The organism is Streptomyces sp. CA2R106 (assembly GCF_037034245.1).
Lineage (GTDB): Bacteria > Actinomycetota > Actinomycetes > Streptomycetales > Streptomycetaceae > Actinacidiphila.
In genome coordinates this window covers 37,215-56,739 of record NZ_JBAGKC010000005.1, presented here as the reverse complement: position 1 = coordinate 56,739, position 19,525 = coordinate 37,215, and the positions used below count along the sequence as shown (strand labels likewise).

Sequence of the window (19,525 nt, the reverse complement as noted above, 5' to 3'; positions counted from 1 at the left end):
AGACCGTGGCGGAGAAGACCTCGCTGGACAAGGGCGGTCCGGCCGCCGACGCGACGCCGCAGGAGCGCACCCCCGCGCCGCGCAGGCCGGCCGGGGAGCCGCTGCTGAAGGTCACCGGGCTGACCAAGCACTTCCCGATCACCAAGGGCCTGCTGCGCCGCCAGGTCGGCGCGGTGCAGGCGGTCGACGGCATCGACTTCCAGGTCCGGGCGGGCGAGACGCTGGGCGTGGTCGGCGAGTCCGGCTGCGGCAAGTCCACCATGGGCCGGCTGATCACCCGGCTGCTCGAACCGACCGGCGGGACGGTCGAGTTCGACGGCCGCGACATCACGCACCTGAGCACCGGCGCCATGCGCCCGCTCCGCCGCGACGTGCAGATGATCTTCCAGGACCCGTACTCCTCGCTCAACCCGCGGCACACCATCGGCACCATCGTCGGCACCCCCTTCCGGTTGCAGAAGGTCGCCACCGAGCAGGGTGTGAAGAAGGAGGTGCAGGGGCTGCTGGAACTGGTCGGCCTCAACCCCGAGCACTACAACCGCTACCCGCACGAGTTCTCCGGCGGGCAGCGGCAGCGGATCGGCATCGCCCGGGCGCTGGCGCTGCGCCCGAAGCTGGTGGTCGCCGACGAGCCGGTCTCCGCGCTGGACGTGTCCATCCAGGCGCAGGTGGTCAACCTGCTGGACGACCTCCAGTCCGAACTCGGCCTGACCTACGTGATCATCGCGCACGACCTGTCGGTGATCCGGCACGTCTCGGACCGGATCGCGGTGATGTACCTGGGCAAGGTGGTGGAGCTGGCCGACCGGGAGGCGCTGTACAGCTCGCCCTTCCACCCGTACACCACCGCGCTGCTGTCCGCGGTGCCGGTGCCGGACCCGAAGCGGCGCAACCGGCCGACGGTGACGCCCGAGGTGCCCGGCGAGGAGGCCGCGGACACCGCTGCGGACCCCAGCGCCGATGCCCCGGCGGACGCCGAGCCGGCGCCCGCGCGGGCCGCCGCCCCGGTCAGCGGCAGCGGCCGCATCCTGCTCACCGGCGATGTGCCCTCGCCGATCTCCCCGCCGCCCGGCTGCCGCTTCCACACCCGCTGCTGGAAGGCGACCGCGGTGTGCACCACCGAGCAGCCGCCGCTGGTGGAGCTGGCGCCCGGCCACCAGGTGGCCTGCCACCACCCGGAGAACGCCGCCGACCAGCGTCCGGAGCCCGCCCTGCGATGACGCCCCGGCCGCTACTGTTCCGCCGCGCGGCCCCCTATCGTCGTAAGCATGGCGGACGACGCGAACGGGACGGCGGGCGGCACCGCGGCCGGCGGCAGCGGCCGGCGGGTGCTGCTGAGCATCGAGGCGGTCAACAAGCGGTTCGGTGACTTCGTCGCCCTGCGCGACGTCGACCTCGACGTGCACGAGGGCGAGGTCGTCGTCGTGCTCGGCGCGTCCGGCTCCGGCAAGTCCACGCTGTGCCGCTGCGTCAACCGGCTGGAGACCGCCGACTCCGGCCGGATCGTCTTCGACGGCCGCGAACTGCCGCAGGAGGGCGCCGCGTTGGCGGCGCTGCGGGCCGACGTCGGGATGGTCTTCCAGTCCTTCAACCTGTTCGCGCACAAGACCGTGCTGGAGAACGTGGTGCTCGGCCCGACCCGGGTGCGCAAGGTGCCCCGGGCCGAGGCCGTCGAGGAGGCGCGGGCGCTGCTGGAGCGGGTCGGCGTGGCGGACAAGGAGTCCCGGCACCCCCGCGGAGCTGTCCGGCGGCCAGCAGCAGCGCGTCGCGATCGCCCGCGCCCTGGCGATGCACCCCAAGCTGATGCTCTTCGACGAGCCGACCTCCGCGCTCGACCCGGAGATGATCCGGGAGGTGCTGGACGTGATGGTCGGCCTGGCCCGCGACGGCATGACGATGGTCGCCGTCACCCACGAGATGGGCTTCGCCCGCCGCGCCGCGGACCGGGTGGTGTTCATGGACGCCGGGCAGATCGTCGAGACCGGCGAGCCCGAGGCGTTCTTCACGAAGCCGCGCACCGAGCGCGCCCGCGACTTCCTCTCCACGATCCTGCGGCACTGACGCCCGGCATCCGGCGCCCCGCGCCCGCTGCCGTCCGGACCACCCGTACCCGTACCCGTACCCGTACCCGTATCCGTACTCGTACCGAAGGAGTCCCTCATGGTTCCTCAGCAGCGCGGCCGTCGGACGGAGCAAGGACCAGGCGGTTTACCGCGGTGGCGCCGGGCGGTGCTCGCCGCGGGCGCGGCACTGGCGCTGACCGGAGTGCTCGCCGCGTGCGGCGGCAGCAGCGTCCACCCGGTCAAGGGCGGCCGGGGCGGGACGGCCGGGCCGACCCAGGAGCAGGTGGTCGCGGGCGCGCCGGTCGCCCCGGCTGCCGCGATCACCCCCGGCTCCTGGATGGCGAAGGTGAAGAAGCGCGGCACCCTGCTGGTCGGCGGCACCGACTCCTCCGCGGTCTTCTCCCAGCGCAACCCCGTCACAAATAAGTTGGAGGGCTTCGACGCCGGGCTGTCGCAGATGCTGGCGCGCTACATCATCGGCAAGCCGTCCACGAAGCTCTCCCTGGTCACCGTGGACACCCGCGAGACGCTGCTCCAGAACGGCACCGTGGACGCGGTGTTCGCCACCTACACCGTCACCCCGCAGCGCGCGGAGAAGGTCGCCTTCGCCGGGCCGTACTACGAGTCGGGCGACGCGATCCTGGTCAAGGCGGGCACGACCGGGATCACCGGGCCGGCCGACCTGAACGGGAAGACTGTCGCCACCGAGGGCAACTCCACCGCCGCGCTGGACCTGAAGAAGGTCGCGCCCAAGGCGAAGACCCTGCTCTTCCAGGAGGACGGCGAGTGCGTCGCCGCGGTCAAGCAGGGGCGCGCGGACGCCTACGTGCTGGACCAGAGCATCCTGCTGGGCGACGCGGCCGACGACACGGGCCTGAAGGTCGTCGGGCAGCCCTTCACCCAGGAGCCCTACGGCATCGGCCTGCCGAAGGCCGACCCGGAGGCGAAGGCGTTCGTCGACGCGTGGCTGAAGACGATCTACGCCGACGGGCAGTGGGCCAAGCTGTGGCAGGCCACCATCGGCGCCAAGGTGGGCGGTTCGCCACCCGCGCCGCCCGCCATCGGCTCCGCCGACGGCTCCTGACGGCCCGCCGTGCACGGGGTCCTCAGCCACCTCGGCTACCTCGCCGGCGGACTCGGCACCACCCTGGAGCTGTCCCTGCTCGGCACTCTGCTGACGGTGCTGCGGGTCGGCCCGGTCCTCCCGCTGCGGCTGCTCGGCACCCTGTACGTCGAGGTGTTCCGCAACGTGCCGCTGCTGGCGTTCCTGGTGCTGTTCGTCTTCGGACTGCCCGACGCGGGCGTCACCTACCCGCTGTTCACCTCCGAAGCGGCCTGCCTGGCGCTGTACTTCGCCGCGTACGTCTGCGAGGCGCTGCGGGCCGGGATCAACGCGGTGCCGGTCGGGCAGGCCGAGGCGGCCCGCGCGATCGGGATGACCTTCGGCCAGTCCCTGGCCCTGGTGATCCTCCCGCAGGCCTTCCGCACCATGGTCCAGCCGCTGGCCAACATCCTCATCGGCGTGGTGCTCTCCTCCTCGCTGGGCGCGGCGGTCGGCGTCAGCGAACTCATCGGCCGCACCCAGTGGCTGGACCTGAAGTACGACGAGCCGGTGCCGACCTTCCTGCTCGCCGCGGCCGGCTACGTGCTGGTCACCGCGGCGGTCGCGCTGCTCGCCGGGCGGCTCCAGAAGCGGATGGCGGTGCGCCGGTGAGCGGGCCGAACCGGGTGCTGTTCGACGCGCCGGGACCGCGGGCCCGGCGCCGCATCCGGCTGGCCACCCTGCTGTCGGTGCTGCTCTTCGCCGGGCTGCTGGCCCTGGGGCTGCACCAATTGGCGCGGCACGGCCAGCTCGACCGCGCCCGCTGGCAGCCCTTCGGGCAGTGGCCCTACCAGCGCTTCCTGCTCCAGGGGCTGGTGCGCACCCTCAAGGCGGCGGGGGTGGCCGCGCTCCTCGCGCTGCCGGCCGGGGCGCTCCTCGCCCTCGGCCGGCTCTCGCCGCACCGGCTGACCCGGCTGGCCGCGGGCGGCTTCGTCGAGCTGTTCCGCTCGGTGCCGCTGCTGCTGGTGCTGTACGTCTTCCTGATGGGCATCCCGCGGGCCGGCTACACCTTCCCGGTCTTCTGGGAGCTGGTCATCCCGGTGGTGCTGTGCACCTCGGCGCTGCTCGCCGAGGTCTTCCGGGCCGGCGTCCTGGCCCTGGACCGCGGGCAGTCCGAGGCCGCCCACGCCCTCGGGCTCAGCCGCCGCCAGGTGATGCGGCTGGTGGTGCTGCCGCAGGCGGTCCGCCTCGTGGTGCCCACGCTGGTCTCCCAACTGGTCAGCCTGCTCAAGGACACCACCCTCGGATACGTCGTCAGCTACCCCGAACTCCTCAACCAGGGCAAGGTGCTGGGCTCCTACACGCACGACTTCCTGCAGAGCTACCTGACGGTCACGGTGGTGTACATCGTGGCCAACGCGGCCCTGTCCCAGCTCGCCGAGGCGCTGGAACGCCGCGGCAGGCGCCGTCCGGCAGCGGGCACACCGGGTACGGCAGGCGGGGCATCCGGGGTCGCCCCGCGCCTGCCCGGTCCCCGGGAGCCGAAGGCCGCCGGGGGCGCGGGGGCCGAGCCGCTGCGCCCGGTCTGAGCGCGGCTGCGGCCCCGCGGACCCCGCGGACCCCGCGGGCCGGGAGCGGCCGGGTCAGGTGCGGCCCGCCGCCCGGGCGCGTTCCACCGCGGGGCCGATCGCCGCGGTGAGGGCCGCCACGTCCTCGGCGGTCGAGGTGTGCCCCAGGGAGAAGCGCAGGGTGCCGCGCGCGTCGCCCGCGGAGCGGCCCATCGCCAGCAGCACATGGCTGGGCTGGGCCACGCCCGCGGTGCACGCCGAGCCGGTGGAGCAGGCGATGCCCTGCGCGTCCAGCAGCAGCAGCAGGACGTCGCCCTCGCAGCCGGGGAACGTGAAGTGGGCGTTCCCGGCGAGCCGGCCCTCGGGCGAGGGGTCGCCGTTGAGCACCGCGTCCGGCACCGCCGCGAGCACCCCGCGTACCAGGCTGTCGCGCAGCGCGCCGACGTCGCGGGCGAACTGCGCGCGCCGTTCGGCCGCGAGCGTGCCCGCCGTGGCGAACGCGGCGATCGCCGGCACGTCCAGCGTGCCGGACCGGCTGCGCTCCTGGCTGCCGCCGTGCAGCAGAGGCACCGGCGTGTCCTCGCGGCGCAGCAGCAGCGCGCCGACCCCGTACGGGCCGCCCACCTTGTGCCCGGTCACCGTCATCGCGTCCAGGCCGCTCGCGGCGAAGTCCAGGTCCACCTGGCCGAACGCCTGCACCGCGTCGGAGTGCATCGGCACGGCGAACTCCCGTGCCACCGCCGCCAGTTCCGCGATCGGCAGCACGGTGCCGACCTCGTTGTTCGCCCACATCGCGGTGATCAGCGCCACATCCGCCGGGCCCGCGCCCCGCTCCAGCGCCGCCCGCAGCGCCTCCGGCCGCACCCGGCCGTAGCCGTCGACCTCCAGCCACTCCACCACGGCGCCCTCGTGGTCGGCGAGCCAGTACACCGCGTCCAGCACCGCGTGGTGCTCCACCGGGCTCGCCAGCACCCGCACCCGCCGGGGGTCCTCCGCACGGCGCGACCAGAACAGGCCCTTCACGGCCAGGTTGTCCGATTCGGTGCCGCCGGCGGTGAAGACCACCTCGCTCGGCCGGGCGCCCAGCGCCGCCGCCAGCGCCTCCCGCGACTCCTCGACGGTACGGCGTGCCCGCCGGCCCGCCCCGTGCAGTGCCGACGCGTTCCCCGTCACCGTCAGGTGCGCGGTCATCGCCCGGACCGCCTCCGGGAGCATCGGCGTCGTGGCGGCGTGATCGAGGTAGGCCATGATCCCCCGATTCTAAGGGTGCCCCCGACCCCCCGGGTGCCCCCGTCCTGTCGGGCGAGGGACCACCTGCCGGTGGGGGGTTCCCTCCGGGCTGCCCGCCCCTGTGGATCGCGGGACCTTGCGGTGGGTGGGTGGCCGGTCGCGCAGTTCCCCGCGCCCCTTCGGCTGCGCGCCGTCGTGGTTGCGCTGTGCTGTCCGGCCTCCGGCCGGTGGCGTGTTGCGCGCGCAGTTCCCCGCGCCCCTGGATTCGCCCGGGTCCTCCCGGGGCAACCCCGGCCCGAGCCGCAGCTGCCCAGGGGCGCGGGGAACTGCGCGACCAGCCACCGCGGACCGCAAGGTCCCGTAAACCCGCGGCTGGGGCAGCCCGGGGGGCACCCCCCCACCGGCAGGTGGTCGCTGAGGGGGCCGGACAGGGGCACCCGGGGGCGTCAGCCGCGCGGGGCGCGAGCCAACTGGCGGGACTGGGCCACGAGCCGGTCGTTGCCGTCCCAGACCTCGCAGTCCTCCTCGAGCAGCCCACCGGCGAGGTTCCGCGTGGTGACAGAGACCCGCACGGGCCCGGGTGCGGGCCGGCACCGCAGGTGCACGGTGAGTTCGAGCGTGGGCGTCCACCCCTTGAGCCCGAGGTCGAACGCCGCCGGCGGCAGCGCGTCGACGGCGAGCAGCAGCGACAGCGGATCGTGGTCGCGTCCGTCCGCGAGCCCGAGCCAGCCGCGGACCTCCCCGGCCCCGGAGGGCGCCCCGACCGCCCACCCGGCCGTGGCCGGGTCGAGCCGCAGGTCCAGCCGGTCCATGATCGCGGTGGAGCCGGTGAAGGGCGCGTCCTCGGGCGCCTGCTCGCGGCCGACGCACTCGTCGTACCCCGGCATGAGGGGCGGCCGCGCGGAGGTCCGCACGTCGTCGGGGAGCGCGTCGAGGTCGCCGTAGCCGGCCAGCACCCGCAGCCGCTCGACCTCGTTGCCGTCCTCGTCGTACTGGAAGACGGACGCCTGCCCGGTCGACATGGTCCGCCCGGCGCGCACGGTCTGGGTGCGGACCACCGCGGGTCCGGCCTTCGCCGCGGTCAGGTAGTGCGCGGTGATGGTCAGCGGGTCCGGGTGCGGCAATTGCGCGCGCAGCGCCCGCGCGGCCAGCGCCAGCAGGTAGCCCCCGTTGATCGCCGCGACGATCGTCCACCCTTCGGACAGCTCGGCGTCGTACGTCCCGGGCTCGCCCGCCCTGGGCGTGACCGCGGTGTCCCGGTCGAACTCGCTGTCGTCGATGGCCGCGCCGGCCGTCCTGTGTGCCATGACCGCATGTTACCCATCGGTAAGGCCGACCTGTCCAGGCTTCCCGGGCAAAGACCGGGCGAGCGCGCGGTGGCCGGCGGCCGACGCCCGCGCCGAGGGGGCGGAAAAGCCCGCGCGGCTCGGCCCGGGCCGCCCGTTACCCTGGTCCGGTGAGTGATATCCCGACCGAGCCGCCGCGGCAGCGGCTCCGCGTGCTGGCCGCCATGAGCGGCGGCGTCGACTCCGCGGTCGCGGCCGCCCGGGCCGCGGAGGCGGGCCACGACGTGACCGGGGTGCACCTGGCCCTGTCCGCCAACCCGCAGAGCTTCCGCACCGGCGCCCGCGGCTGCTGCACCCTGGAGGACTCCCGGGACGCCCGGCGCGCCGCCGACGTCATCGGCATCCCGTTCTACGTGTGGGACCTCGCCGACCGCTTCCGCGAGGACGTGGTGGACGACTTCGTCGCCGAGTACGCCGCCGGCCGCACCCCCAACCCCTGCCTGCGCTGCAACGAGAAGATCAAGTTCGCCGCGCTGCTGGACAAGGCCCTCGCCCTCGGCTTCGACGCGGTCTGCACCGGCCACTACGCCGCCGTGCGCACCGCCCCCGACGGCAGCCGCGAACTGCACCGCTCCGGCGACGCCGCCAAGGACCAGAGCTACGTCCTGGGCGTCCTGGACCAGCAGCAGCTCGCCCACGCCATGTTCCCGCTCGGCGACACCGCGGCCACCAAGGACGAGATCCGCGCCGAGGCCGAGCGCCGGGGCCTGATGGTGGCCCGCAAGCCCGACAGCCACGACATCTGCTTCATCGCCGACGGCGACACCCAGGGCTTCCTGGCGAAACACCTGGGCACCCGCGAGGGCGAGATCCTGGACGAGAGCGGCGCGGTCGTCGGCACCCACACCGGCGCGTACGGCTTCACCGTCGGCCAGCGCAAGGGCCTGCGGCTGGGCGTGCCCGCCGACGACGGCAAGCCCCGCTACGTCCTGGACATCTCGCCGGTGGACAACACCGTCACCGTCGGCCCCGCCGAGGCCCTCGACGTCACCGCGCTCACCGCCATCCGCCCGCGCTGGTGCGGCACCCCGCCGGCCGGCCCGGCCGCGTACACCGCCCAACTGCGCGCCCACGGCGAGGAGGTGCCCGCCACCGCCGAACTCCTCGACGGCACCCTGCACGTCTCCTTCGACCACCCGATGCGCGGCATCGCCCCCGGCCAGGCGGTCGTGCTGTACGACGGCACCCGCGTCGTCGGCTCCGCGACCATCGCCACCACCGACCGCGAGCGCGCCCGCGACCAGGGCCGCCCCGCCCCGGCCGCGGCAGGACACCCCGCATGACCGGCACCACCGAACCCGCGGCCGAACCCGCGGTGGGAGCCGCCCTCGCGCCCGTCGCCGGCACCCGCCCGGTCCGCCCGCTGAACATCTGCGTCTTCCTGTCCGCCGCGGACCTCCCCGAGCAGTACACCGCGCCCGCCCGCGACTTCGCCCGCCTGCTCGGCGCCGGCGGCCACACCCTGGTGTGGGGCGGCTCGGAGTCCGGGCTGATGAAGGTCGTCGCCGACGGCGTACGGCAGGCCGGCGGCCGGCTGGTCGGCGTCTCCGTGGAGTTCCTGCGCGCCAAGGCGCGCGCCGACGCCGACGAGATGGTGATCGCGCCGGACCTCGCCGCCCGCAAGGCCGAACTGCTGCGCCGCAGCGACGCGATCGTCATCATGGTCGGCGGCACCGGCACCCTCGACGAGGCGACCGAGATCCTGGAGCTGAAGAAGCACGGCCTGCACGCCAAACCGGTGGTCCTGCTCAACAGCGGCGGTTTCTACGACGGACTGGCCGCCCAGCTGCGCAGGATGGAGTCCGAGGGCTTCCTGCCCCTGCCGCTCGCCGAGCTGGTGCACATCTCCGACCACGGCGCCGACGCGCTGGCCTACCTCCAGGAGCACGCGTGAGCGTCCATCTCGTCACCGGCGCCGGCTCGGGCATCGGGGCCGTCGTCGCCCGCCGGCTGCTGGACCGCGGCGACGAACTGTGGCTGCTGGCCCGCGACGCCGGCCGGGCCCGGCAGCTCGCCGAGGAGTTCGGCGGCGCGCACACCGTCGTCGGCGACCTCGCCGTACCGGGCCGGCTGTCCTGGGCGCTGGAGAAGCAGGCGCTGCCGGACCGGCTGGACTCGCTGCTGCACATCGCCGGCACCGTGGACCTCGGGCCGGTCGGCGAGATCACCCCGAAGCTGTGGGAGCACACCCTCGCGGTCAACCTCACCGGCCCCGCCGAACTGACCCGGCTGCTCCTGCCCCAACTGCGGCTGTCCCACGGCACCGTGGTCTTCGTCAACTCCGGCGCGGGCCTCCAGGCGCACGCCGAGTGGAGCGCGTACGCCGCGAGCAAGCACGGCCTGAAGGCCCTGGCGGACTCGCTGCGCGCCGAGGAGCACGCCGCCGGTGTGCGCGTCACCACCGTGTACCCCGGGCGGACCGCCACCCCCATGCAGCAGAAGGTCCACCAGCAGGAGGGCGAGCCCTACGACCCGGCGCGCTTCATCGACCCCGGGTCCGTCGCGACCGCCCTGCTGACCGCCCTCGACCTGCCGCGGGACGCCACGATCCCCGACCTCACGGTCCGCCCCGCGCGGTAGTCCCGGCGCGGGGCGCCGCGGCCGAACCTCTACGCTGCCACCGTGAGCACCGAGACCAGTGAACGTTTCACCCTGCCCGAGGGCGCCGCGACGGGCGTCGGGTCGATGCCCGGGGGAGACGCGCGAGAAGCCGCCCGGGTGGCCACGGAGGCCGTCGGCGCGCTGCCCTACCTGCCCGAGCTGCCGGCCCGCGGCCCGGGCGCGGACATGATCGGCCGCACCCTGGGACTGCTGGTCGACCTGTACGCGCGGGTGGAGCCCAGCGGCTGGCGCTTCGGCGACCGGCCCGGGCGCGACACCAAGCGGGCCCGGGCGTGGCTGGGGGAGGACCTGGACGCGCTGGAGGAGTTCACGCAAGGCCACCAGGGCCCGCTCAAGATCCAGGCGGTGGGCCCCTGGACGCTCGCCTCCGCCGTCGAACTGCACGGCGGGGAGGCCGCGCTGCGCGACCCCGGCGCCGTCCGCGACCTGACCGCCTCCCTCGCGGAGGGCCTCACCGCGCACCTCGCCGACGTCCGCCGCCGGGTGCCCGGCGCCCGCCTGCTGCTGCAACTCGACGAACCCGGCCTCACCGCGGTGCTGCGCGGCCAGGTCAGGACCGCCAGCGGCTACCGTACCCACCGCGCGGTGGACCGCGCCGTCGTCGAGGGCGCGCTGCGCGACCTGGCCGGCGCCGCACGGGCCGCGGGCGCCGCCGTCAGCGTCCACTCCTGCGCCCCCGACGTGCCGTTCGCGCTGCTGCGCCGCGCCGGGGTCGACGGCATCTCCTTCGACTTCGATCTGCTCACCGAACGTGACTGGGACGCCTTCGGGGAGGCCGCGGAGGCCGGCCTCGCGCTCTTCGCCGGTGTCGTGCCCGGCACGGACGCCCCGTTGTCAGACCCAGCCGGTAGCGTCAGTGGTGTTCGGGCGCTGTGGCGCAGGTTGGGACTGGCACCGGGGGCGTTGGGCGCCGCCGTGGCCCTCACCCCGTCCTGCGGTCTGGCGGGGGCCTCACCGGCCTATGCCCGTGCCGCGCTCGTGCACTGCGCGAAGGCGGCACGCTCGCTCGTCGACAACCCAGAGTGACGCCGGAGTGCGGCCGCTTGCGGCCCGATTGGTAGGAGGGACACGGACGTGGCAGCCGAGCAGGAGGCCGGCCGGGCGGACATCCCCGCCGAGGCCCGTGAGGAGCACGCGCGCCTGGCCGAGCAGGTCGAGGAGCACCGCTTCCGCTACTACGTGAACGACGCACCGGTGGTCAGCGACGCCGAGTTCGACCGGCTGCTGCGCCGCCTGGAGGCGATCGAGGAGCAGCACCCGGCCCTGCGCACCCCCGACTCGCCCACCCAGAAGGTCGCCGGCGCGTACGAAACGGAGTTCACCTCCGTCCAGCACCGCGAGCGCCTGCTCTCGCTGGATAACGCCTTCACCGACGAGGAGCTGGCCACCTGGGCCGACCGCGTCGCCGCCGAACTCGGCCCGCCGGACAACACCCGCAGTCCGTACCACTTCCTGTGCGAGCTGAAGGTCGACGGCCTCGCGGTCAACCTCACGTACGAGCACGGCCGGCTGACCCGCGCCGCCACCCGCGGCGACGGCCGCACCGGCGAGGACATCACGCCGAACGTGCGCACCATCTCCGACATCCCCGACCGGCTGGCCGGCGAGCGGGTGCCCGAACTGGTCGAGATCCGCGGCGAGGTCTACTTCCCCGGCGAGAAGTTCGAGGAGCTGAACGCGCGGCTGGTCGAGGGCGGCGACAAGCCGTTCGCCAACCCGCGCAACGCCGCGGCCGGCTCGCTGCGCCAGAAGGACCCCCGGATCACCGCCACCCGCCCGCTGCGCATGGTGGTGCACGGCATCGGCGCCCGCGAGGGCTTCGCCATCGACTGCCAGTCGCAGGCGTACGAACTGCTGCACGAGTGGGGCCTGCCCACCGCCCGCCACAACAAGGTGGTCGGCTCGCTCGCCGCCGTTCGCGAGTTCATCGCGTACTACGGCGAGCACCGCCACGACGTCGAGCACGAGATCGACGGCGTCGTCGTCAAGGTCGACGAGATCCCGCTCCAGGGCCGGCTCGGCTCCACCTCCCGCGCCCCGCGCTGGGCGATCGCCTGGAAGTACGCCCCGGAGGAGGTCAACACCAAGCTCGTGGACATCCGGGTCGGCGTCGGCCGCACCGGCCGGGTCACGCCGTACGCGGTGGTCGAGCCGGTGACGGTGGCCGGCTCCGAGGTCGAGTTCGCCACCCTGCACAACCAGGAGGTGGTGAAGAAGAAGGGCGTCCTGATCGGCGACACCGTGGTGCTGCGCAAGGCGGGCGACGTGATCCCGGAGATCCTCGGCCCGGTCGCCGACCTGCGGGACGGCAGCGAGCGGGAGTTCGTGATGCCCGCCGAGTGCCCCGAGTGCGGCACTGCCCTCCAGCCGATGAAGGAGGGCGACATCGACCTGCGCTGCCCCAACGCGCGGCGCTGCCCCGCCCAGTTGCGCGAGCGGATCTTCTACCTCGCCGGCCGCCGCTGCCTGGACATCGAAGCGCTCGGATACGTCGCGGCGACCGCGCTCACCCAGCCGCTTGCCCCCGACCAGCCGCCGCTGGCCGACGAGGGCGACCTGTTCGACCTCGCCATCGAGCGGCTGCTGCCGATCCGCTCCTACGTCCTGGACCAGGACACCGGCCTGCCCAAGCGCGACCCGGAGACCGGCGAGGAGAAGGTGGTCACCTTCTTCGCCAACCAGAAGGGCGAGCCGAAGAAGAACGCGCTGTCCATGCTGGAGAACATCGCCGCGGCCAAGGAGCGCCCGCTCGCCCGGGTGCTCACCGGGCTGTCCATCCGGCACGTCGGGCCGGTGGCCGCCGAGGCGCTCGCCCGCGAGTTCCGCGACCTGGACCGGATCAAGGACGCCGAGGAGGCCGAGCTCGCCGCGGTCGACGGGGTCGGGCCGACCATCGCCGCCTCGCTCAAGCAGTGGTTCTCCGTGGACTGGCACCTGGAGATCATCGAGAAGTGGCGCGCCGCCGGGGTGACCTTCACCGAGGAGGGCTCCGACGAGGGCCCGCGTCCGCTGGAGGGGCTGACGGTGGTGGTGACCGGCACCCTCACCGGCCACACCCGCGACGGCGCGAAGGAGGCGCTGGCCGGCCGCGGCGCCAAGGTCACCGGCTCGGTCTCCAAGAAGACGCACTTCGTGGTGGTCGGCGACAACCCCGGGTCGAAGTACGACAAGGCGGTCCAGCTGAAGGTCCCGATCCTGGACGAGGACGGATTCGGGGTGCTCCTGGAGCAGGGCGCCGACGCCGCCCGCGCGGTGGCGGTCAACCCGCCGGAGCCGGAGCCGGAGCCCGAGCCGCAGTCCGAAGCGGAATCCGACGCCGCATCAGACTGACCTGGAGCCACATGTCACCCGATCGGCCCCTGTCGGACAGGTGAGTTCGAGCGCGTGCGTTCCGGGGCGCGCGGAAGCATTGACCGCCGATCGGTGCCCGCGACGGCACGCCGCGGCCTACTGTTGAGGAGCGCCCCGTCGGGCAGCGGGATCGCGGCGGCCCATCCGGCCGCCCCGCGTCCGTCCCGGCACCCGCGCACCTGCTTGCTTCACGGGCTGTGAGAGGGACACGGGTATGGAACCCACGGAGAGCGCCGGAGCGGCACGGCTGCCCCGGAGCAGCGCGGCCGCACCGGTCCTCCCCACGAGCCCGGCCCCGATCGTGCGCTGGGCCGTGCTCGTCGGGGCGGCCGCCGTGCTCGCCGCCGGGGTCGGGCGGCTGCTGGACGAAGGCGACGCACTCTTCCCCGGCGGCCGGATCGGCTGGGCGCTGGCGGTCCTGACGGGGATCATCGTCGGCCATCTGGTCGCGATGGGGCGCGACCGCTGGTGGGGCGGCACCGGTTCCGGTGCCGCCCTCGTGCTTGCGGTGCTGCTGCTCTTCGGCTGGGTGCCCGCGGTGCTGGTCAGCCTCGCGGTGGTGGTGCTGGTCGGCGCCGCCCGCCGGCACCGCTGGTGGCAGGCCGGACTGCACGGCGCGATCGACATCCTCGGCATCGGCGCGGGCGCGCTCAGCCTCGACCTGTTCGGCATCCACCCCTCCGTGGCCCGGCCCTGGAGCACCTCCGGCTGGGACTGGTCGGCGCTGCCCGCCGTCATCGTCACCGCCCTGGCCTACCTCACCGCGACCAGGGTCCTGCTGTGGGCCGCGTTCGCGCCGCGCGGCGGCCTGCCCACGGTGGCCAGGACCGCCCTGGTCCGGCAGGGGCTGGTCGGCGCCGCCCTGCTCGGCATCTCCCCGCTGATCCTCGTCGTCGCCTGCGACCAGCCGGCGCTGCTGCCGCTGTTCGCGGTGCCGCTGATCGCCCTGGACTCCACGCTGTGGATCGTGCACGCCCGGGCCGAGGAGCAGCTGCGCGACCCGCTCACCGGGCTGCCCAACCGGCAGTGGCTGCTGGAGCGCACCTGGTCCGCGATCGACACCGCGCGCGGCGCGGGCGGCGGCCCCGGCGAGAGCACGCCCGCGAGTTGGGGCCGGGTCGGGCTGATCCTGATCGACCTGGACAAGTTCCGCTCGGTCAACGACACCCTCGGGCACCTCGCCGGCGACCGGCTGCTGCTCCAGGTCGCCGACCGGCTGCGGCTGGCCCTGCCGCGCGGCGCGGAGGCGGCCCGGCTGGGCGGCGACGAGTTCGCGGTGCTGCTGCCGGCCTGCGACTCCGCCACCCGCGCCCAGCGGATCGCCCGCACCCTGGTCGCCGCGCTCGGCTCACCGCTCAACCTCGACGGGCTGACGCTGGTGCTGGAGGCCAGCGCCGGGGTGAGCATCTTCCCCGAGCACGCCTCCGACGCGGAGGGCCTGCTGCGCCGCGCCGACGTGGCGATGTACCAGGCCAAGCGGGACCGCAGCGGCGCGGAGGTCTACGAGGCCACGCGCGACGCCAACACCCCCGACCGCCTCGGCCTGCTCGGCGACCTGCGGCGGGCACTGGACGCCGGGGATGTCGAACTCCACTACCAGCCGAAGGTGCGGTTCGACGGCCAGGTGGCCGGGCTCGAGGCGCTCGTGCGCTGGGAGCACCGCGAGCGGGGCCGGGTCAACCCGGAGGAGTTCATCGCGATGGCGGAGACCTCCGGGCTGATGCCGCAGCTCACCGAGTACGTCCTGGACACCGCGCTCGCCCAGATCGCCCGCTGGCGGGCCATGGGGCTCGACGTCCCCGTCGCCGTCAACGTCTCGCCCCGCGACGTCCACAGCCCGGGGTTCGCCGGGGCCGTCGCCGCGCGGCTGTCCCGCCACCAGGTGCCGCCCGGCTCCCTCCAGCTGGAGATCACCGAGCACGTCCTGCTGGAGGACCCGCAGCGCGCCGCCGACACGCTCAACGGGCTCACCGGGCACGGCGTGAAGATGTCCCTCGACGACTTCGGCACCGGCTACTCCTCCCTGGTCCACCTGCGGCGGCTGCCGGTCAGCGAACTGAAGATCGACCGCTCCTTCGTGGCCCGGCTCATCGCCGACGCCGAGGACGCGGAGATCGTGCGCTGCACCATCGACCTCGCGCACTCGCTCGGGCTCATGGTCGTCGCCGAGGGCGTCGAGGACGACGAGACCTGGGAACGCCTGCGGGACCTGCGGTGCGACGCCGTGCAGGGGTGGCTGGTGGCCGCCGCCATGCCCGAGCAGGAGGCCACGCAGTGGCTGCGGGCCCGCGGCGAGCGCGGCTGGCAGCGCCCGGCCGCCGCCCTCCCCGCCAAGCAGGCGTAGCGGGCGCCCTCGCGGAAGAGGGCAACAAGGGGGCGCGGGGAACTGCGCGACCAGCCCTCCACCGGCCGGGGGTCCGGCGACTCGCCGCGGGGGCTGGGCCTGCGGGCCCGGCGCGGCGCCGTACCGGCCGAGCGCGCAGTTCCCCGCGCCCCCTTGTTGCTTGCCGCTGCCCGCGCAGGGCACCCGCACCCGGGGGATATCGGTTCGGGTCGGCCGCAGGGGCACCGTAGGATTGGGGGTCCATCGACATCTCACCCCGCAGAGGACCGCTGCATGCCTGGCATCACGCCCGAGGAGGTCGCCCACCTCGGGCGGCTCGCGCGGATGGAGCTGTCACGCGAAGAGTTGGACCACTTCGCCGGACAGCTCGACGACATCATCGGCGCCGTAGCCCGCGTCTCGGAGGTGGCCGGCGAGGACGTGCCGCCGACCTCCCACCCGCTGCCCCTGACCAACGTGATGCGTCCGGACACCGTCCGGCCGTCGCTGACCGCGCAGCAGGCGCTGTCGGGCGCGCCCGCGCAGGAGCAGCAGCGCTTCAAGGTCCCGCAGATCCTGGGGGAGGACTGACGTCGTGACGGACATCATCAGGCTCACCGCCGCCGAGACGGCGCAGAAGATCGCGTCCGGCGAGCTGACCGCGGTCGAGGTGACCGAGGCGCACCTGGCCCGGATCGAGGCCGTGGACGAGAAGGTCCACGCCTACCTGCACGTGGACCGGGAGGGCGCGCTCGCCCAGGCCCGCGCGGTGGACGCCAAGCGCGCCGCGGGGGAGGCGCTGGGCCCGCTCGCCGGGGTGCCGCTCGCGCTGAAGGACATCTTCACCACCGAGGGCGTGCCGACCACCGTCGGCTCGAAGATCCTCGAGGGCTGGCTGCCGCCCTACGACGCGACGGTCACCCGGAAGCTGAAGGACGCCGACGTGGTGATCCTCGGCAAGACCAACATGGACGAGTTCGCGATGGGCTCCTCCACCGAGAACAGCGCGTACGGCCCGACCGGCAACCCGTGGGACCTCACCCGCATCCCGGGCGGCTCGGGCGGCGGCTCGGCCGCGGCGCTCGCCTCGTACCAGGCGCCGCTGGCGATCGGCACCGACACCGGCGGCTCGATCCGGCAGCCGGCCGCGGTCACCGCCACCGTCGGCGTCAAGCCGACCTACGGCGGGGTCTCCCGCTACGGCATGGTCGCGTTCTCCTCCTCGCTCGACCAGGGCGGCCCGTGCGCGCGCACCGTGCTGGACGCGGCGCTGCTGCACGAGGTGATCGCCGGCCACGACCCGCTCGACTCCACCTCCGTGGACGTGCCCGTGCCGCCGGTGGTCGAGGCCGCCCGCAACGGCGACGTCAAGGGCCTGCGGATCGGCGTCATCCAGGAGTTCGGCGGCGAGGGCTACCAGGCCGGCGTGGTCCAGCGGTTCGAGGAGTCCGTCGAGTTGCTGCGCGAGCTGGGCGCGGAGATCGTCGAGCTGTCCTGCCCGTCGTTCACCTACGCGCTGGCGGCGTACTACCTGATCGCGCCGTCGGAGTGCTCCAGCAACCTGGCCCGCTTCGACGCGATGCGCTACGGGCTGCGGGTCGGCGACGACGGCACCCGGTCCGCGGAGGAGGTCACCGCGCTCACCCGCGAGGCCGGCTTCGGCCCCGAGGTCAAGCGCCGCGTCATCCTCGGCACCTATGCGCTCAGCTCCGGCTACTACGACGCCTACTACGGCTCGGCGCAGAAGGTCCGCACCCTGATCACCCGCGACTTCGAGCGCGCCTTCGAGCAGGTGGACGTCATCGTCTCGCCCACCACGCCCACCACGGCGTTCCCGATCGGCGAGCGCGCCGACGACCCGCTGGCGATGTACCTCGCCGACCTGTGCACCATCCCGGTCAACCTGGCCGGCAACGCGGCGATGTCGCTGCCGTGCGGTCTCGCGCCGGAGGATGGTCTCCCGGTGGGCCTTCAGATCATCGCGCCCGCGCTCAAGGACGACCGGCTCTACCGGGTCGGCGCCGCCGTAGAGGCCGCCTTCGTGTCGAAGTGGGGCCACCCGCTACTTGAGGAGGCACCGCAGCTGTGAGCACCCAGACGAAGTCCGCGGCGAAGAGCACCGGCAAGGCCACCGGTCCGGCGGACCAGGACAAGAGCGGCAAGAGCAAGAAGGGCACCTACCTGTCCATCGGCACCTCGCTGTTCAGCGCCTTCTCCGCGGTGAAGAAGGTCCGCGCCGCGCGCGCCGAGGAGGACAACCTCCAGCTGCTCGACGCGGTGCTGCGCGCCGCCGCGGTGACCACCGGCATCGTGCTGCTCGTCCGCGAGCTGCGCCGGCTCGGCGACGACGACGTCCTCGCGGGCTGAGCGACCGACGGACTGACGGAAGAAGAGGTACAGGAACAGTGACCGTCACGGACCTGCTGTCCTACGAGGACGCGCTCGCGTCGTACGACCCGGTGATGGGCCTGGAGGTCCACGTCGAGCTGGGTACGCGGACGAAGATGTTCTGCGGCTGCTCCACCGAACTGGGCGCCGAGCCCAACTCGCAGGTCTGCCCGACCTGTCTGGGCCTGCCCGGCGCGCTGCCGGTGGTCAACGAGATCGGCGTCGAGTCGGCCGTCAAGATCGGCCTGGCGCTCAACTGCGAGATCGCCGAGTGGTGCCGGTTCGCCCGGAAGAACTACTTCTACCCGGACATGCCGAAGAACTTCCAGACCTCGCAGTACGACGAGCCGATCGCCTTCAACGGCTACCTGGACGTCCAGCTGGAGGACGGCGAGGTCTTCCGGGTGCTCATCGAGCGCGCCCACATGGAGGAGGACACCGGCAAGTCCACCCACATCGGCGGCGCGACCGGCCGTATCCACGGCGCCTCGCACTCGCTGCTGGACTACAACCGGGCCGGCATCCCGCTGATCGAGATCGTCACCAAGCCGATCGAGGGCGCCGGGGCCCGCGCGCCCGAGGTGGCCCGCGCCTACGTCGCCGAGCTGCGCGAGCTGATCAAGGCGCTGGGCGTGTCCGAGGCCCGGATGGAAATGGGCCAGATGCGCTGCGACGTCAACCTGAGCCTGCGCCCGCACGGCCGGGAGAAGTTCGGCACCCGCAGCGAGACGAAGAACGTCAACTCGCTGCGCAGCGTGGAGCGGGCGGCCCGCTTCGAGATCCAGCGGCACGCCGCGGTGCTCTCCGCGGGCGGCACCATCGTGCAGGAGACCCGGCACTTCCACGAGGAGGACGGCTCCACCACCTCCGGCCGGATCAAGGAGGAGGCGGAAGACTACCGCTACTTCCCCGAGCCCGACCTGGTGCCGGTCGCCCCGGCCCGGGAGTGGGTCGAGGAGCTGCGGGCCCAACTGCCCGAACTGCCGCTGGCCCGCCGCAAGCGGCTCAAGCAGGAGTGGGGCATCTCCGACTTCGAGATGCAGTCCGCGCTCAACGCCGGCGCGATCGACCTGATCACGGCCACCATCGACGAGGGCGCGGACGCGGCCGCCGCCCGCAAGTGGTGGATGGGCGAGCTGGCCCGGCACGCCAACGAGACCGGTGCGGAGCTGGCCGGGCTGGCCATCACCCCCGCGCAGGTGGCCCGGGTCGCCGCGCTGGTGGCGGCCGGCGACCTCAACGACAAGTTGGCCCGCCAGGTCATCGAGGGCGTGCTCGCCGGCGAGGGCGACCCGGACCAGGTGGTCGACAAGCGCGGGCTGAAGGTCGTCTCGGACGACGGCGCGCTCGGCGCGGCCGTGGACCAGGCCATCGCGGACAACGCGGCGGTCGCCGAGAAGATCCGCGGCGGCAACCTGGCGGCGGCCGGCGCGCTGATCGGCGCGGTCATGAAGCTGACCCGCGGCCAGGCGGACGCCAAGCGGGTGCGCGAACTGGTGCTGGAGAAGCTCCAGGGCTGACCCGCGGTCCGCGTGCGCACATCGGGCACGCACCTGAAGGAGGCGGCACCCCGGCCGGGGGGCCGCCTCCTT

Annotated in this window: 16 protein-coding genes and 1 pseudogene; 15 read left to right on the top strand and 2 right to left on the bottom strand. The window is 74.0% G+C overall.

The features are described 5' to 3' along the window. Positions 1-5 precede the first annotated feature (5 nt). The 5 genes and pseudogenes from WA788_RS09670 to WA788_RS09650 all read left to right on the top strand — a co-directional run bounded on the left by WA788_RS09670 (position 6) and on the right by WA788_RS09650 (position 4,694). Positions 6-1,220, top strand: a complete 1,215-nt coding sequence (locus tag WA788_RS09670) for an ABC transporter ATP-binding protein (protein ID WP_435173669.1) — start codon at positions 6-8, stop codon at positions 1,218-1,220. Positions 1,221-1,268: 48 nt separating this feature from the next. Then, a pseudogene (locus tag WA788_RS09665) lies at positions 1,269-2,061 on the top strand (amino acid ABC transporter ATP-binding protein). Between the two features lie 168 nt (positions 2,062-2,229). Then, a complete protein-coding gene (locus WA788_RS09660; RefSeq protein ID WP_335974303.1) occupies positions 2,230-3,147 on the top strand; it encodes a glutamate ABC transporter substrate-binding protein in 918 nt (305 codons plus the stop codon). Between the two features lie 9 nt (positions 3,148-3,156). Next, positions 3,157-3,777 (top strand): amino acid ABC transporter permease, encoded by a 621-nt coding sequence (locus tag WA788_RS09655; protein ID WP_335974301.1) that lies wholly within the window; start codon positions 3,157-3,159, stop codon positions 3,775-3,777. Then, positions 3,774-4,694, top strand: coding sequence for an amino acid ABC transporter permease (locus WA788_RS09650; protein WP_335974298.1), 921 nt, complete (start codon positions 3,774-3,776; stop codon positions 4,692-4,694). Before WA788_RS09655 ends, WA788_RS09650 begins: the two co-directional genes overlap by 4 nt. Positions 4,695-4,748: 54 nt before the next feature. On the opposite strand, the gene WA788_RS09645 is transcribed toward WA788_RS09650, so the two are convergent. Together WA788_RS09645 and WA788_RS09640 are read right to left on the bottom strand one after the other, a co-directional pair. Next, the gene (locus WA788_RS09645) at positions 4,749-5,921 is read right to left on the bottom strand and encodes a cysteine desulfurase family protein (RefSeq protein WP_335974295.1); all 1,173 of its coding nucleotides are present in this window, start codon (positions 5,919-5,921) and stop codon (positions 4,749-4,751) included. 428 nt (positions 5,922-6,349) lie between these two features. Beyond that, a complete protein-coding gene (locus WA788_RS09640; RefSeq protein WP_335974292.1) occupies positions 6,350-7,210 on the bottom strand; it encodes a thioesterase family protein in 861 nt (286 codons plus the stop codon). A 203-nt stretch (positions 7,211-7,413) separates the two neighbouring features. Between WA788_RS09640 and mnmA the strand changes: the two genes are divergently transcribed. The 10 genes from mnmA (at position 7,414) to gatB (ending at position 19,453) form a co-directional block, all read left to right on the top strand. Beyond that, positions 7,414-8,532 carry a tRNA 2-thiouridine(34) synthase MnmA gene (mnmA, locus tag WA788_RS09635; protein WP_443034004.1) on the top strand — a complete coding sequence of 373 codons (1,119 nt, stop codon included), beginning with the start codon at positions 7,414-7,416 and terminating at the stop codon, positions 8,530-8,532. 80 nt (positions 8,533-8,612) lie between these two features. Next, on the top strand, positions 8,613-9,143 hold the full coding sequence (locus WA788_RS09630; protein ID WP_335975212.1) for a TIGR00730 family Rossman fold protein: 531 nt from the start codon (positions 8,613-8,615) through the stop codon (positions 9,141-9,143). Beyond that, on the top strand, positions 9,140-9,829 hold the full coding sequence (locus tag WA788_RS09625) for an SDR family oxidoreductase (protein WP_335974288.1): 690 nt from the start codon (positions 9,140-9,142) through the stop codon (positions 9,827-9,829). Before WA788_RS09630 ends, WA788_RS09625 begins: the two co-directional genes overlap by 4 nt. A 42-nt stretch (positions 9,830-9,871) precedes the next feature. Next, positions 9,872-10,897, top strand: coding sequence for a methionine synthase (locus tag WA788_RS09620; protein ID WP_335974284.1), 1,026 nt, complete (start codon positions 9,872-9,874; stop codon positions 10,895-10,897). A gap of 48 nt (positions 10,898-10,945) precedes the next feature. After that, positions 10,946-13,201 carry an NAD-dependent DNA ligase LigA gene (gene ligA, locus WA788_RS09615; protein WP_335974281.1) on the top strand — a complete coding sequence of 752 codons (2,256 nt, stop codon included), beginning with the start codon at positions 10,946-10,948 and terminating at the stop codon, positions 13,199-13,201. Between the two features lie 235 nt (positions 13,202-13,436). Beyond that, positions 13,437-15,566 (top strand): putative bifunctional diguanylate cyclase/phosphodiesterase, encoded by a 2,130-nt coding sequence (locus WA788_RS09610; RefSeq protein WP_335974276.1) that lies wholly within the window; start codon positions 13,437-13,439, stop codon positions 15,564-15,566. A 273-nt stretch (positions 15,567-15,839) separates the two neighbouring features. Continuing rightward, positions 15,840-16,136, top strand: a complete 297-nt coding sequence (gatC, locus tag WA788_RS09605; protein ID WP_335974273.1) for an Asp-tRNA(Asn)/Glu-tRNA(Gln) amidotransferase subunit GatC — start codon at positions 15,840-15,842, stop codon at positions 16,134-16,136. Positions 16,137-16,140: 4 nt separating this feature from the next. Then, positions 16,141-17,634, top strand: a complete 1,494-nt coding sequence (gene gatA / locus WA788_RS09600; protein WP_335974268.1) for an Asp-tRNA(Asn)/Glu-tRNA(Gln) amidotransferase subunit GatA — start codon at positions 16,141-16,143, stop codon at positions 17,632-17,634. Continuing rightward, positions 17,631-17,912, top strand: a complete 282-nt coding sequence (locus WA788_RS09595; RefSeq protein WP_335974265.1) for a hypothetical protein — start codon at positions 17,631-17,633, stop codon at positions 17,910-17,912. Before gatA ends, WA788_RS09595 begins: the two co-directional genes overlap by 4 nt. Before the next feature lie 38 nt (positions 17,913-17,950). Beyond that, complete coding sequence (gene gatB, locus WA788_RS09590) at positions 17,951-19,453, top strand: Asp-tRNA(Asn)/Glu-tRNA(Gln) amidotransferase subunit GatB (protein ID WP_335974261.1); 1,503 nt, start codon at positions 17,951-17,953, stop codon at positions 19,451-19,453. Positions 19,454-19,525 lie beyond the last annotated feature (72 nt).

Excerpts from the sequence above, each read along its gene's own strand:
- WA788_RS09610 (WP_335974276.1), top strand. The coding sequence starts at position 13,437 with ATGGAACCCACGGAGAGCGCCGGAGCGGCACGGCTGCCCCGGAGCAGC.
- WA788_RS09640 (WP_335974292.1), bottom strand. The coding sequence starts at position 7,210 with ATGGCACACAGGACGGCCGGCGCGGCCATCGACGACAGCGAGTTCGAC.
- gatC (WP_335974273.1), top strand. The coding sequence starts at position 15,840 with ATGCCTGGCATCACGCCCGAGGAGGTCGCCCACCTCGGGCGGCTCGCG.
- mnmA (WP_443034004.1), top strand. The coding sequence starts at position 7,414 with ATGAGCGGCGGCGTCGACTCCGCGGTCGCGGCCGCCCGGGCCGCGGAG.
- WA788_RS09645 (WP_335974295.1), bottom strand. The coding sequence starts at position 5,921 with ATGGCCTACCTCGATCACGCCGCCACGACGCCGATGCTCCCGGAGGCG.